A 15092-nucleotide genomic window follows, 5' to 3' on the forward strand; every position below is an offset into this window, starting at 1 on the left:
CATGAATCAGGACAATCTGATCGAAGTGCGCGACCTCGCGGTGGAATTTGTCGTCGGCGAACACCGCCAGCGCGTGGTCGAAGGCGTCAGCTTCGATATCCGCCGCGGCGAGACCCTGGCCCTGGTCGGCGAGAGCGGTTCGGGCAAATCGGTCACCGCCCACTCGATCCTGCGCCTGCTGCCCTATCCGCTGGCGCACCATCCGAGCGGGACCATCCAGTATTCGGGACAGAATCTGCTGGCCCTCAAGGAGAAAACCCTGCGGCATATTCGCGGCAACCGCATCGCGATGATCTTCCAGGAACCGATGACTTCGTTGAACCCGCTGCACTCCATCGAGAAGCAGATCAATGAAGTGCTCGGCATCCACAAGGGATTGACCGGCAAGGTGGCCACACGACGCACCCTGGAGCTGTTGGAGCTGGTGGGCATACCCGAGCCGCACAAACGCCTCAAGGCGCTGCCACACGAGCTCTCCGGCGGTCAGCGCCAGCGCGTGATGATCGCCATGGCGCTGGCCAATGAACCGGAACTGCTGATCGCCGACGAACCGACCACGGCGCTGGACGTCACCGTGCAACTGAAGATCCTCGATTTGCTCAAGGAACTGCAGGCGCGACTGGGCATGGCGCTGCTGCTGATCAGCCACGACCTCAACCTGGTGCGGCGGATCGCCCATCGGGTCTGTGTGATGCAGAACGGGCGTATCGTCGAACAGGCGGGCTGCGAGGAACTGTTCTGCAAGCCGCAACATCCCTACACCTGCGAATTGCTGAGCGCCGAGCCACGCGGCGAACCAGCGGCGAACGAGGCCGGCGCGCCCTTGCTGGAAGTCGAGGACCTGAAGGTCTGGTTCCCGATCAAGAAAGGCCTGCTGCGCAGCACCGTGGACCATGTCAAGGCGGTGGACGGCATCAACTTCAGCCTGCCCCAGGGCCAGACCCTCGGCATCGTCGGGGAAAGCGGCTCGGGCAAGTCGACCCTGGGCCTGGCGATTCTGCGGCTGATCGGCAGCAAAGGCGATATCCGCTTCGAAGGCCAGTCGTTGAGCTGCCTGTCCCAGCAGCAGGTGCGACCTCTGCGGCGGGAAATGCAGGTGGTGTTCCAGGACCCGTTCGGCAGCCTCAGCCCGCGCATGTGTGTCAGCGAGATCGTTGGCGAAGGCCTGCGTATCCATAAGATCGGCACACCGGCCGAGCAGGAACAGGCGATCATTGCCGCGCTGAAGGAAGTCGGCCTCGACCCGCAGACCCGGCACCGATATCCCCACGAGTTCTCCGGCGGACAACGGCAACGGATCGCCATCGCCCGGGCCCTGGTGCTCAAGCCGGCGCTGATCCTCCTGGATGAACCGACCTCGGCCCTCGACCGCACCGTACAGCGCCAGGTGGTCGAACTGCTGCGCTCGCTGCAGGTCAAGTACAACCTGACCTACCTGTTTATCAGCCACGACCTGGCGGTGGTCAAGGCGCTGAGCCATCAGTTGATGGTGGTCAAGCATGGCCAGGTGGTCGAGCAAGGGGCGGCGCAGGAGATCTTTGCCGCGCCGCAGCATCCCTATACGAAAAAGCTGCTGGAGGCGGCGTTCCTCGTCCCCGAGCCGGTCACCCCCTGATCACTGCGTACCCTGGAGCACGAAAACAAGAAGGCCGCTCGATTGAGCGGCCTTCTTTTTGTGGCTGAACGGTATCAGTGGCTTCAGAAGCGCTTGATGTCTGCCTGGCCTTCGAGTTGCTTGCGATACGCGGCGAAGTCCTGCTGACCGATACGCGAAGCGAGGAAGCGACGGTACGAGGCCTTCTCCTGATCGGTCGGCGCAGCACCTTCGTTCACGCCGTTCAGGCGCACGATCACCAGGCTGCCATCAGCCAGGGTCACGGTGTTGAAGGTCGGCTTGTCCTTGGCTTCAGGCTTCGGCATGCGGAACAGAGCCTGCAGCACGGCCGGATCGACACCCTCCTGACCACGGGTCGTCGCTTCCTGGACCTTCCAGGACAGCCCGGCCGGCAGGGCCTTGCCATCACGCAGGCTGGCAATCAGCTCGTCAGCCTTGACCTTGGCAGCCGCGGTGGCGTGCTCCTTGGTCAGTTGCTTGCGGATGCTCGCATCAACGCTTTCCAGCGGCAGTTGCTCAGGCTTGCGGTGCTCCTTGGCACGCAGGACGACGACCGTGTCCGGATCCAGGTCGATGGCGGTGCTGTTGGCACCCTCGTCGAGAACTTCCGGGCTGAACGCGGCAGTCACCACGGCACGATTGGCCGCCAGGCCTTCGCCGCCTTCACGACCGAACGGAGCGGAGGTCTGTACCTTCAGGTTCAGGTCCTGGGCCGGCTGGGCCAGATCGGAGGCTTCGAACGAAGAGTCTTCCAGTTGCTTGGTCGCCTCGACGAAACGCTGCTCGACCTGCTGGGCCTTCAGCTCGCGGGTCAACTTGTCCTTCAGGCTGGCGAAGGTCGGCACTTCAGGCGCCTCGACACCCAGCAGCTTGATCAGGTGATAACCGAACTCGCTGCGCACCGGAGTCGAAACCTGGTCCTTGTTCAACGCATACAGCGCTTTCTCGAAGGCTGGGTCGTAGACACCGGGACCGGCGAAACCGAGGTCACCGCCATTGCTGGCCGAACCCGGGTCCTGGGAGAACTCCTTCGCCAGGGCGGCAAAATTCTCACCCTTGGCCAGACGCTGCTGGATCTCTTCGATCTTGGCCTTGGCCTGGGCGTCGGTGACCTTGTCGTTCACTTCGATCAGGATATGCGCCGCCCGACGTTGCTCGGACAGGTTGGCCGTCTCTTTCTGATACAAGGCTTGCAGGTCTTCGTCCTTGACGCTGACCTGATCGAAGAAGGAAGACTTCTTCAGTTCCAGGTAATCCACCACCACCTGATCCGGGGTCATGAATTCCTTGGCGTGCTTGTCGTAGTAAACCTTGACCTCGTCATCGGTCAGTTTCACGGCGGACGGGTCGGACTTGATGCTCAAGGAAGAGAAGTCACGGGTCTGCTTCTCCAGGCGGGCAAAGGCCAGGACCTGGGCATCGGTCACGAAACCACTGCCGGCCAGACCGGCGCGCACCTGGCCGATCAGCATTTCCTGGGCCAGCATCTGGCGGAACTGCATACGGCTGTAGCCCAGCTGGCGAATCACCTGATCGAAACGATCGGCACTGAACTTGCCGTCCACCTGGAATTCAGGCGTCAGCAGAATGACCTGGTCCAGCGCGGCTTCGGAGAAAGCGAATTTCGATTTCTCGGCGCCTTGCAGCAGCAGCTTGCGATCGATCAGCCCCTTGAGGGCGGATTCGCGCAGCATCTTTTCATCCAGCAGCGACGCGTCGAAATCCTTGCCCAGCTGTTGCATCAGCTGGCGGCGTTGCATGTCGACCGCCTGGCTCAGCTCGTTCTGGGTGATTTCCTCACCATTGACCTTGGCCGCGTCCTGACTGGTGGAGGTAGCCCGGAAAATGGCATCGAAACCGGTCAGCGCCATCAATGCGACGATGACCCCGATAATGGTCTTGGCAATCCAGCCTTGTGAATTGTCCCTGATATTTTGCAGCATGCGTCCCCAGAAACGGTTGAACTTCAAAATAGGCAACCGTGGAGCGTGGGTAGAATCCGGATAGAAGAAAGGCGCATCCGAGGATGCGCCTTCTCGTAACTGGCGGAGCGGACGAAGATCGAACCTGCGACCCTCGGCATGACAGGACGGCGCTACCCTGAAAGGTCTGCCCGACCGCTTTACCGCTCCGCTGCCAAGTCAGGAGTGAACCCGACCCGGATAGGCAAAGGCTTGAAAGAAACTTAGTTGACCGCTTCTTTCAGTGCTTTACCGGCTTTGAAACCTGGTTTTTTAGCTGCAGCGATTTCCAGCGTCTTACCGGTCTGTGGGTTACGACCAATGCGAGCAGGACGATCGGTAACAGAGAAAGTACCGAAACCAACCAGTACAACGGAGTCGCCAGCCTTCAGAGCGCCAGTGACGGATTCGATTACTGCGTCCAGCGCACGGCCAGCAGCGGCTTTCGGGATATCAGCAGATGCAGCGATAGCATCAATCAGTTCCGACTTGTTCACTCTAAGTCCCCTTATATCTATTGAGTATGTTTCTAAGTTTTTTGGTGAAAGCTAAAACAGGTGCTGAATGGCCTAGACACTTAAGAGCCGCTTTATAACAAGGGCTCTAAAAAGCTGTCAAGGAAGCCCACCCAGGCAAGATCTCTACTAATGGGTACTGATTCTTTCCTTGGAATCCGAATCGCGTTTCTCATCCTTCGCGACGATCTCCGGAACCACATCTGGCAAGGGCTCCGGCGCGTATTGCAGCGCAATTTGCAGGACCTCGTCAATCCATTTAACTGGTTTAATCTGAAGATCCTGCTTGATATTGTCAGGAATTTCCTTCAGATCGCGCACATTCTCTTCCGGAATGATCACAATCTTGATCCCGCCACGGTGAGCCGCGAGCAGTTTTTCCTTCAAGCCACCAATCGCAAGCACCTGACCCCGCAGGGTGATTTCGCCGGTCATGGCAACATCCGCACGCACAGGGATCCCCGTCAAGGCTGACACCAGGGCCGTACACATTCCTACGCCCGCGCTAGGGCCGTCTTTCGGCGTGGCCCCTTCCGGCATATGGATATGGGTGTCGCGCTTCTCATGGAAGTCCAGCGGGATGCCCAGGCTCTTGGCCCGGCTGCGCACCACGGTGAGGGCCGCGGTGATCGACTCGACCATGACATCGCCCAGGGAACCGGTTTTGATCAACTGGCCCTTGCCCGGTACCACGGCCGCCTCGATGGTCAGCAGTTCGCCGCCCACCTGGGTCCAGGCCAGGCCGGTCACCTGACCGATCTGATCCTGCTGTTCGGCCAGGCCGTAGCGGAACTTGCGCACGCCCAGGAAGTGCTCCAGCAGGTCGGAAGTCACCGTCACCGCGAAGCGTTTTTCCAGCGCATGCTCCTTCACCGCCTTGCGGCAGACCTTGGCAATCTGCCGCTCCAGCCCACGTACACCGGCTTCGCGGGTGTAGTAACGGATGATGTCGCGGATCGCCTCGACCTCGAATTCCAGCTCGCCCTTCTTCAGGCCGTTGGCCTGAATCTGCTTGGGCGACAGGTACTTGGTGGCGATATTGATCTTCTCGTCCTCGGTGTAACCCGGCAGGCGGATCACTTCCATCCGGTCCAGCAGCGCCGGCGGAATATTCATCGAGTTGGAGGTGCAGAGGAACATCACGTCGGACAGGTCGTAGTCGACTTCCAGGTAATGATCGTTGAAATTGTGGTTCTGCTCGGGGTCCAGGACCTCCAGCAGGGCCGAGGCCGGATCGCCACGCATGTCGCTGCCCATCTTGTCGATTTCATCGAGCAGGAACAACGGGTTGCGCACACCCACCTTTGTCATCTTTTGTATCAATCTTCCTGGCATCGAACCGATATAAGTCCGGCGATGACCACGGATTTCCGCCTCGTCACGCACGCCACCGAGGGCCATGCGTACGAATTTACGGTTGGTTGCGTGGGCAATCGACTCCGCCAGGGAGGTTTTACCGACCCCGGGAGGACCGACCAGGCACAACACCGGGCCACGAATCTTCTTCACGCGCTTCTGCACGGCGAGGTATTCGAGAATCCGTTCCTTGACCTCATCCAGGCCGTAATGATCGGCATCGAGGATGTCCTCGGCCCGCTTGAGGTCCAGGCGCACCTTGCTCTGGGTCTTCCAGGGCACCTGCACCAGCCAGTCGAGGTAGGAACGCACAACGGTGGCTTCGGCCGACATCGGCGACATCTGCTTGAGCTTGTTCAGCTCGGCCTGGGCCTTGGTCAGGGCGTCTTTCGGCAGGCCGGCGGCATCGATACGCTTTTTCAGCTCTTCGATTTCGTTGTGGCCTTCGTCGCCATCGCCCAGCTCTTTCTGAATGGCCTTCATCTGCTCATTCAGGTAGTACTCGCGCTGGCTGCGCTCCATTTGCTTCTTGACGCGGCCACGGATGCGTTTTTCCACCTGCAGCAGGTCGATTTCAGCGTCCAGCAGTGCCAGGACGTGTTCGACACGGGCCGGCAGCTCGACGATTTCAAGAATTTCCTGTTTCTGCTCGATCTTCAGCGCCATGTGGGCGGCCATGGTATCGACCAGGCGGCTTGGCTCATCGATGCTGTTCAACGAGGACAGGACCTCGGCCGGCACCTTCTTGCCCAGTTGCACGTACTGCTCGAACTGCGACAACAGGCTGCGCACGAAGACTTCGGACTCGCGGTCCGGGGCTTCGGTCTCTTCGATCAGCGCCACTTCCGCACGGCAATGGCCATCGACTTCGCTGAAACGCTCGACGGTGCCGCGCTGCTCGCCTTCCACCAGGACCTTGACGGTACCGTCCGGCAGCTTGAGCAATTGCAGGACAGTGGCCACGGTACCGACTCGATACAGTGCATCTTCGCCCGGGTCATCATCGGCAGGATTACGTTGGGCCAGCAGCAGGATCTGCTTGTCGCCCGTCATCGCGGCCTCGAGGGCTTCGATAGACTTCTCGCGCCCCACGAACAGCGGGATAACCATGTGCGGATACACCACGACATCACGCAATGGCAGGAGAGGCAATTCGATGGTTGTCTTCATGATTTCGCCTCTACGGCGGCCATAAGGCCGTAAACAGATGGAAGTAAGCTTGAAACCAAGATGGGGGCTGCCTCGGAAAAAAACAAGCACCCTGTCAGGAAAAGCAAAAGGGCCTGGAAAAGCAAAGGGGGCCCGAAGGCCCCCTTTTTCCGGGTCACACGCTCGGACGCTTACGCGTCAGGTGCGGCCTTGGCCGTCGGCTCGCTGTTTTCATAGATATACAGCGGCTTGGACTTGCCTTCTATGACGCTTTCGTCGATCACCACTTTACTCACCTCGGACTGCGAGGGGATTTCGTACATGGTGTCGAGCAAGACGCCTTCGAGGATCGAACGCAGGCCACGGGCACCGGTCTTGCGCTCCAGGGCACGCTTGGCCACGGATTTCAGCGCATCGGTACGGAACTCGAGGTCAACGCCTTCCATTTCGAACAACTTGGCGTACTGCTTGGTCAACGCGTTCTTCGGCTCGGTGAGGATCTGCATCAATGCAGCTTCATCCAGCTCGTCCAGCGTCGCCAGGACCGGCAGGCGACCGACGAATTCCGGAATCAGACCGAACTTGACCAGATCGTCAGGTTCGACCTCACGCAGGGATTCACCGACCTTCTTGCCTTCTTCCTTGCTGCGAACTTCGGCGTTGAAGCCGATGCCGCCCTTGGTCGAACGGTTCTGGATGACCTTTTCCAGGCCGGAGAACGCACCACCACAGATAAACAGGATGTTACGGGTGTCGACCTGCAGGAACTCCTGCTGAGGGTGCTTGCGACCGCCTTGTGGCGGAACGGAAGCGACCGTGCCCTCGATCAACTTCAGCAAGGCCTGCTGCACGCCTTCGCCGGAAACGTCCCGGGTAATCGAAGGGTTGTCGGACTTGCGGGAAATCTTGTCGATTTCGTCGATGTAGACAATGCCCATCTGGGCCTTTTCCACGTCGTAATCGCACTTCTGCAGCAGTTTCTGAATGATGTTTTCCACGTCCTCGCCCACGTAACCCGCCTCGGTGAGGGTGGTTGCATCGGCGATGGTGAACGGCACATTCAGCAGACGCGCCAGGGTTTCAGCCAGCAGGGTCTTACCCGAGCCGGTCGGACCGATCAGCAGGATGTTGCTCTTGCCGAGCTCGACGTCGTCATTTTTCTTGTCACGCTGGTTCAGACGCTTGTAGTGGTTGTAGACCGCTACCGCGAGAACCTTTTTCGCACGCTCCTGACCAATCACATACTGATCAAGGATGCCGCTGATTTCTTTAGGCGAAGGCAATTTATGCGCGCTGCTTTCGGCCTGTGCTTCCTGCACCTCCTCACGGATGATGTCGTTGCACAAGTCGACGCACTCGTCGCAGATAAAGACCGAGGGGCCGGCAATCAATTTGCGTACTTCATGCTGGCTTTTGCCACAGAAGGAGCAATAGAGCAGCTTGCCGTTGTCCTCGCCGTTGCGGGTGTCAGTCATTCGTTCGATCCAAATCCGATAGGCTTGCAACACAAGATGAAGGCTATTGCGGGCTTTTTCAAGCCCGCCGGTGATCGGACCTGCCGACCACCCCTATTTTGAGCTGCTTATTTTAAGCGGGGCGCTGGGTGATCACTTCATCGATCAGGCCATATGCCTTCGCAGCTTCTGCACTCATGAAGTTGTCGCGGTTGGTATCGCGCTCGATTTCTTCAAGAGTACGTCCGCTGTGCTTGGCCATCAGCGTGTTGAGGCGTTCGCGAATGAAGAGGATTTCCTTGGCGTGGATTTCGATATCCGACGCCTGGCCCTGGAAACCGCCCAGTGGCTGGTGAATCATCACGCGCGAGTTCGGCAGGCAGAAACGCTTGCCTTCGGCACCGGCGGTCAACAGGAACGCGCCCATGCTGCATGCCTGACCGATACAGGTGGTCGACACGTTTGGCTTGATGAACTGCATGGTGTCGTAGATCGACATGCCAGCCGTCACCGAACCGCCCGGGGAGTTGATGTACAGATGGATGTCCTTGTCCGGATTTTCCGCTTCAAGGAACAGCAATTGCGCACAGATCAGGTTGGCCATGTAGTCCTCTACCGGGCCCACCAGGAAAATCACCCGCTCCTTGAGAAGACGCGAGTAGATGTCATAGGCGCGCTCGCCACGAGCGGACTGCTCGACAACCATCGGGACCAGGCCGCCTGCGGCCTGGATATCAGAGTTCTGCTGAATATAGGAATTACGGAACATGCTCTGCAGTCACTCCCAAATAGTCATGTCTCGAATACGCATAAGCCAGCACGAGGCTGGCTTATGGTGTGTATTTTCCAACGAGTCAGAAAATCAGTCGGCTTGTGGAGCTTCCACCGGCTTGACTGCTTCTTCGTAGGAGACCGATTTATCGGTCACATTCGCCTTCTGCAGAACAGTATCCACAACTTGTTCTTCCAGCACAACCGAACGAACTTCGTTCAGCTGCTGGTCGTTCTTGTAGTACCAGGACACAACCTGCTCGGGTTCCTGGTAGGCCGAAGCCATTTCCTGGATCAGTTCGCGAACGCGGGTTTCGTCTGGCTTGAGGTCGAATTGCTTGACCACTTCAGCCACGATCAGACCCAGCACGACACGGCGCTTGGCTTGTTCTTCGAACAGCTCGGCCGGCAGTTGGTCAGGCTTGATGTTGCCGCCGAACTGCTGAACAGCCTGCACGCGCAGACGGTTGACTTCGTTGTCCAGCAGCGCCTTGGGCACTTCGATCGGGTTGGCGGCCAGCAGACCGTCCATTACCTGGTTCTTGACCTTGGACTTGATCGCCTGACGCAGCTCGCGCTCCATGTTCTTGCGAACTTCGGCGCGGAAGCCTTCCAGACCGCTTTCCTTGATACCGAACTGGGCGAAGAACGCCTCGTTCAGCTCAGGCAGGGTCGGTGCGGAAACGCTGTTCACGGTCACGGTGAACTCGGCGGTTTTGCCCGCCAGGTCCAGGTTCTGGTAGTCAGCCGGGAAAGTCAGGTTCAGAACGCGTTCTTCACCAGCCTTGGCACCGACCAGACCATCTTCGAAGCCCGGGATCATGCGGTTGGAACCCAGCACCAGCTGGGTGCCCTTGGCGGAACCGCCAGCGAACGCTTCGCCGTCGACCTTGCCAACGAAATCGATGTTCAGCTGGTCTTCGTTCTGGGCGGCACGCTCGGCCACTTCGAAACGGGTGTTCTGCTTGCGCAGGATTTCCAGCATGTTGTCCAGGTCGGCATCAGCCACTTCAGCGCTCAGGCGCTCGACGGCGATGGACTCGAAACCGGCAACGGTAAATTCAGGGAACACTTCGAAAGTCGCGACGTATTCCAGATCCTTGCCTTTTTCCAGCACTTTCGGCTCTACCGAAGGCTGGCCGGCAGGGTTCAGCTTCTGCTCGACCACGGCTTCATAGAAGGAAGCCTGGATCACGTCGCCTACCGCTTCTTGACGTGCATCAGCTTCATAACGCTGACGGATCACGCTCATTGGCACCTTGCCAGGACGGAAGCCTGCAATCTTGGCCTTTTGGGCAGTCTGCTGCAGACGCTTGTTGACCTGGGTCTCGATGCGCTCAGCTGGCACGGTGATGCTCATGCGGCGCTCAAGAGCCGATGTATTTTCAACAGAAACTTGCATGGATATTCCTCGTTGCACAGACGTTAGCCGGCCGTTTCCGACCTCAGAAGCAAGGGCATGCATTCTAGTGGGTCATACTCAAGAAGTCACCCTACTGAAAACGGGTAAAAAACAGCAGGCAATTATTCGCCGGAACAGGCTGTTGGCAGCCTGTCCGACAACACGCATTCACTCGCGTCGCAGAGCCTCGGCCGGCCCCTCTATATATAGAAGGATCGTTCGACCGACGCCCCGACGATCGGTCCGCCAAACAGACCGAAGGTTGAACCGGTATCACCCAGCAACAATAGAGTGACGGCAAAGACCGCCACCCTACCCGCCCCGAACCGGCGGCACTCCTGGATCTGCCGGAGCCGGAAACAAAAACGGCGCAGCCCTTTTCAGGTGCTGCGCCGTTTTTTATTTCAAGCTAATTGGTGCGGACGAAGAGACTCGAACTCTTACGCCTCGCGGCGCTGGAACCTAAATCCAGTGTGTCTACCAATTCCACCACGTCCGCGGGTCAAACTTTTAAAGCAAAGACGCCAGATGATTAATCTGGCGTCTTTATTCGAATATGGGGTGGACGATGGGGATCGAACCCACGACAACAGGAGTCACAATCCTGTGCTCTACCAACTGAGCTACGCCCACCATATTGCGTTACTTGTGCCAAAGCTGCCTAATGGCGCACCCGGCAGGACTCGAACCTGCGACCATCCGCTTAGAAGGCGGATGCTCTATCCAGCTGAGCTACGGGCGCCTTATTAATCTGTATTCTATTACGACTACAAACTAAGAGCTTCAATCTTGCTGAGCTAGACATCAACTCTGCTCGACCTTCTCAACCAGTGCTAGGCTGTGCCCGACAAGTGCGACGAATGTTATAGGTGAGCCTGAGGGTCGTCAACTCTTTTTTGAAAAAAATTCAGAAATATAAAGGAGTTAGGGGAATAACCAGACCAAGCGCCTTTGCCCTTGGGCCATGGCATGCGAGAATGCGCACTCTTTTTCAACCCCTTTCGATGGTTAATCACGCGTCATGACTGCACAACTAATCGACGGCAAAGCGATCGCCGCCCGCCTGCGCCAGCAGATCGCCCAACGTGTCGCCGAGCGTCGCCAGCAGGGCCTGCGTACGCCAGGCCTCGCAGTGATTCTGGTCGGCAGCGATCCTGCCTCCCAGGTTTATGTCTCGCACAAGCGCAAGGACTGTGAGGAAGTCGGCTTCATTTCCCAGGCCTATGACCTGCCCAGCGAAACCACCCAACAGGCACTGACCGAGCTGATCGATCGCCTGAATGACGATCCGAGCATCGACGGCGTGCTGCTGCAACTGCCCCTGCCGGCCCACCTGGATGCTTCAAAGCTGCTGGAGCGCATCCGCCCGGACAAGGACGTGGATGGTTTCCATCCCTATAACGTCGGTCGCCTGGCCCAACGCATCCCGCTGCTGCGCCCCTGCACGCCGAAAGGCATCATGGCCCTGCTGGAAAGCACCGGGGCCGACCTCTACGGGATGGATGCGGTGATTGTCGGCGCGTCGAACATCGTCGGCCGGCCAATGGCCATGGAGCTGCTGCTGGCCGGCTGTACCGTGACCGTGACCCACCGCTTCACCAAGGACCTCGCCGGCCACGTCGGCCGTGCCGACCTGGTGGTAGTCGCCGCCGGCAAGCCGGGACTGGTCAAGGGCGAGTGGATCAAGGAAGGCGCCATCGTCATCGACGTGGGCATCAACCGCCAGGAAGACGGCAAGCTGGTCGGCGACGTGGTGTATGACACTGCCCTGCCCCGCGCCGGCTGGATCACGCCGGTACCGGGCGGCGTCGGCCCGATGACCCGCGCCTGCCTGCTGGAAAACACCCTGTATGCAGCCGAGTCGCTGCATGCCTGACGGCCAGCCGTCATCAACGACAAAGGCACCCTCGGGTGCCTTTGTCGTTTTACAGCCCCCGAATTACTTGCGGGCAGCCGCCCAGCTTTTCAGCAGCTCGTTGTAGTTGATGGTCTCGCCCTTGGGCTTCTCGTTGGCCAGCTTGCGCTGCGGTGCGGCGCCACCGGCAGCCTCACCCTTCTTGTACCACTCCTCGGCCGTGGTTTCCGGGTTCATCTTCGGCGCGCAACCGCTCTTCTCCTGCGCCTTGGAACGCTCAAGCCGGGTCAGGATCGCGTCCTGATCCTTGGCCAGGCCATCCAGCGCCTGCTGCGCGGTCTTCTCGCCGGTCACGGCTTCGGCCACATGGCTCCACCACAACTGCGCCAGCTTCGGATAATCCGGCACGTTGGTACCGGTCGGCGTCCACTGCACCCGCGCCGGGCTGCGGTAGAACTCCACCAGGCCGCCCAGCTTCGGCGCCAGCTCGGTCATGGCCTGGGAATTGATGTCCGACTCGCGAATCGGCGTCAGGCCAACGATGGTTTTCTTCAGGGACACGGTTTTCGAGGTCACGAACTGCGCGTAGAGCCAGGCCGCCAGCCGCTGTTTCTCAGGCGTCGAATAAAGGAAGGTCCAGGAACCGACGTCCTGATAACCCAGCTTCATGCCTTCCTTCCAGTAGGGTCCCTTGGGTGACGGTGCCATGCGCCACTTGGGCGTGCCGTCGGCATTCATCACCGGCAATCCCGGCTTGGTCATGTCGGCGGTGAACGCGGTATACCAGAAGATCTGCTGGGCGATATTGCCTTGCGACGGCACCGGCCCGGATTCGGAGAAGGTCATGCCCGCCGCCTCGGGTGGTGCATAGGCCTTGAGCCAGTCGATGTATTTCTGGGTGGCGAAGACCGCTGCCGGGCCGTTGGTATCGCCGCCGCGGGTGATGCTCGAGCCCACCGGATGGCAGTTCTCCACCCGGATCCCCCACTCGTCCACCGGCAAGCCGTTGGGCAGGCCCTTGTCGCCGCCGCCGGCCATGGAGAACCAGGCATCGGTGAAGCGCCAGCCGAGGGACGGATCCTTCTTGCCGTAGTCCATGTGGCCATAGACGCGCTTGCCGTCGATCTCCTTGACGTCCTCGCTGAAGAACTTGGCAATGTCCTCATAGGCCGACCAGTTGACCGGCACCCCCAGCTCATAACCGTACTTGGCCTTGAACTTGGCCTTCAGGTCCGCGCGCTCGAACCAGTCGGCCCGGAACCAGTAGAGGTTGGCGAACTGCTGGTCGGGTAGCTGGTAGACCTTGCCGTCCGGAGCGGTGGTAAAGGACAGGCCGATGAAGTCCTTGATGTCCAGGGTCGGCGAAGTGACCTTCTTGCCAGCATCGCTGGCCATCAGCTCGTCCAGGGACTGCGCCTTGCCATAGCGGAAGTGCGTACCGATCAGGTCGGAGTCGTTGACCCAGCCATCATAGATATTCTTGTCCGACTGCATCTGGGTCTGGATCTTCTCGATCACATCGCCTTCCTGCAGCAGGTCGTGGGTCACCTTGATCCCGGTGATTTCGGTAAAGGCCTTGGCCAGGGTCTTGGACTCATATTCGTGAGTGGTCAGGGTTTCCGAGACCACCTTGATATCCATCCCGCGAAAGGGCTCGGCAGCCTTGATAAACCACTCCAGCTCCGCGAGCTGCTGCTCGGGGGTCAGGGTCGAGGGCTTGAACTCCGCGCCAATCCATTTTTTTGCCGCGTCTTCGTAGGCATCCGCCCAGGCTGTCGCGCTCAAGCCACTGAGCGCCAGCATCGAAGCCAACGTCACGCTATGTCGAAGCTTATTGTTTTTATAGAACATAGACACCTCCAGATGATTCCCACGTAGCTCGCTTCCCAAGAGATCCGGGATCAGTCGCCGTGCTTGCCGGCTAACCCCAGCGCATCACCACCAACAGCCATACCAGGGCCAGCAACGACCCGATCCACAGGCTCCAGTCGGTGACACCGATTACCAGCAGATGCAGGTAGGCGCTGCCCAGGAGCCCGATAAACAAACGATCGCCACGACTGGTGGTGATCGGCAGAAAACCCCGTCGTTCGATACAGGGTGAACGCAGCTCCCAGACCGTCATGCCGATCAGCAGCAGCGCGATAGCCCCGAAGAAGGCGGCGGTCAGTGGAGTCCAGGCCATCCAATCCATCATGCGACTCCTCAGACCCGGCCGAGGGCAAAGCCCTTGACCACATGGTTACGAACAAACCAGATCACCAGCACGCCAGGCAGGATAGTCAACACCCCCGCCGCCGCCAGTACCCCCCAATCGATCCCCGAGGCCGACACCGTGCGGGTCATCACCGCAGCGATGGGTTTGGCGTTGACCGACGTCAGGGTGCGCGCCAGCAACAACTCGACCCAGGAAAACATGAAGCAGAAAAATGCCGTCACGCCGATCCCCGAACCAATCAGCGGAACGAAGATCTTCACGAAGAACTTGGGAAAGCTGTAGCCGTCGATATAGGCGGTTTCATCGATTTCCTTCGGCACGCTGGACATGAAGCCCTCCAGGATCCAGACCGCCAGCGGCACGTTGAACAGGCAATGGGCCAGGGCCACGGCAATTGGCGTGTCGAACAGGCCGATGGACGAGTACAGCTGGAAGAACGGCAGCAGGAACACCGCCGGCGGCGCCATGCGGTTGGTCAGCAGCCAGAAGAACAGGTGCTTGTCGCCGAGAAACCGGTAGCGTGAGAACGCGTAGGCCGCCGGCAGCGCCACCGTGAGGGAAATCACCGTGTTGAGGCTGACGTAGTACAACGAGTTGATGTAGCCGCTGTACCAGCTGGGATCGGTGAAGATCACCCGATAGTTCGCCAGGGTGAAATCCTGCGGAAACAGGGTCAGCCCGCCGAGGATCTCGGTATTGCTCTTGAACGACATGTTCAGCAGCCAGTAGATCGGCACCAGCAGGAACAGAATGTAGATCAGCAGGGGAATCAGCTTGCGTGCATTCATGACGGACC

11 protein-coding genes and 3 tRNA genes are annotated in these 15092 nt (G+C 59.3%); 2 read left to right on the plus strand and 12 right to left on the minus strand.

Features of this window, described 5'->3' with window-relative positions; translation table 11 throughout:
• Window position 1: 1 nt before the first annotated feature.
• Window positions 2-1615, plus strand: a complete 1614-nt coding sequence (locus KI243_RS22360) for an ABC transporter ATP-binding protein (protein WP_017129547.1) — start codon at window positions 2-4, stop codon at window positions 1613-1615.
• Window positions 1616-1698: 83 nt separating this feature from the next.
• Here the strand turns inward: KI243_RS22360 and KI243_RS22365 are convergent, their stop codons facing one another.
• The 9 genes from KI243_RS22365 to KI243_RS22405 form a co-directional block, all read right to left on the minus strand.
• Window positions 1699-3558, minus strand: coding sequence for a SurA N-terminal domain-containing protein (locus KI243_RS22365; protein WP_212811244.1), 1860 nt, complete (start codon window positions 3556-3558; stop codon window positions 1699-1701).
• 242 nt (window positions 3559-3800) lie between these two features.
• Window positions 3801-4073 carry an HU family DNA-binding protein gene (locus KI243_RS22370; RefSeq protein WP_002552737.1) on the minus strand — a complete coding sequence of 91 codons (273 nt, stop codon included), beginning with the start codon at window positions 4071-4073 and terminating at the stop codon, window positions 3801-3803.
• Window positions 4074-4220: 147 nt separating this feature from the next.
• Complete coding sequence (gene lon, locus KI243_RS22375) at window positions 4221-6617, minus strand: endopeptidase La (protein ID WP_017129549.1); 2397 nt, start codon at window positions 6615-6617, stop codon at window positions 4221-4223.
• 170 nt (window positions 6618-6787) lie between these two features.
• Window positions 6788-8071: an ATP-dependent Clp protease ATP-binding subunit ClpX gene (clpX, locus tag KI243_RS22380; RefSeq protein ID WP_008048848.1), complete on the minus strand. Its 1284-nt coding sequence runs from the start codon at window positions 8069-8071 to the stop codon at window positions 6788-6790.
• 112 nt (window positions 8072-8183) lie between these two features.
• Window positions 8184-8819 carry an ATP-dependent Clp endopeptidase proteolytic subunit ClpP gene (clpP, locus tag KI243_RS22385; RefSeq protein WP_017129550.1) on the minus strand — a complete coding sequence of 212 codons (636 nt, stop codon included), beginning with the start codon at window positions 8817-8819 and terminating at the stop codon, window positions 8184-8186.
• A 93-nt stretch (window positions 8820-8912) separates the two neighbouring features.
• Window positions 8913-10223, minus strand: a complete 1311-nt coding sequence (gene tig, locus KI243_RS22390; protein WP_103032735.1) for a trigger factor — start codon at window positions 10221-10223, stop codon at window positions 8913-8915.
• A gap of 414 nt (window positions 10224-10637) precedes the next feature.
• A tRNA-Leu gene (locus KI243_RS22395) sits at window positions 10638-10722 on the minus strand.
• Between the two features lie 58 nt (window positions 10723-10780).
• Window positions 10781-10856 (minus strand) — tRNA-His (locus KI243_RS22400).
• A 32-nt stretch (window positions 10857-10888) separates the two neighbouring features.
• A tRNA-Arg gene (locus KI243_RS22405) sits at window positions 10889-10965 on the minus strand.
• A gap of 279 nt (window positions 10966-11244) precedes the next feature.
• Here KI243_RS22405 and folD point away from each other — a divergent pair.
• The gene (gene folD, locus KI243_RS22410; RefSeq protein WP_017129552.1) at window positions 11245-12099 is read left to right on the plus strand and encodes a bifunctional methylenetetrahydrofolate dehydrogenase/methenyltetrahydrofolate cyclohydrolase FolD; all 855 of its coding nucleotides are present in this window, start codon (window positions 11245-11247) and stop codon (window positions 12097-12099) included.
• A 63-nt stretch (window positions 12100-12162) separates the two neighbouring features.
• Here folD and KI243_RS22415 read toward each other — a convergent pair whose 3' ends face one another.
• The 3 genes from KI243_RS22415 to KI243_RS22425 all read right to left on the minus strand — a co-directional run bounded on the left by KI243_RS22415 (window position 12163) and on the right by KI243_RS22425 (window position 15084).
• On the minus strand, window positions 12163-13929 hold the full coding sequence (locus KI243_RS22415) for an ABC transporter substrate-binding protein (RefSeq protein ID WP_177086585.1): 1767 nt from the start codon (window positions 13927-13929) through the stop codon (window positions 12163-12165).
• Between the two features lie 70 nt (window positions 13930-13999).
• Entirely contained in the window at window positions 14000-14272 is a 273-nt protein-coding gene (locus KI243_RS22420; protein WP_017129554.1) for a DUF2160 domain-containing protein, read from the minus strand.
• 11 nt (window positions 14273-14283) lie between these two features.
• On the minus strand, window positions 14284-15084 hold the full coding sequence (locus KI243_RS22425) for a carbohydrate ABC transporter permease (protein ID WP_017129555.1): 801 nt from the start codon (window positions 15082-15084) through the stop codon (window positions 14284-14286).
• Window positions 15085-15092 lie beyond the last annotated feature (8 nt).

The sequence above is a fragment of the Pseudomonas sp. Ost2 genome, assembly GCF_018326065.1.
Lineage (GTDB): Bacteria > Pseudomonadota > Gammaproteobacteria > Pseudomonadales > Pseudomonadaceae > Aquipseudomonas > Aquipseudomonas gingeri.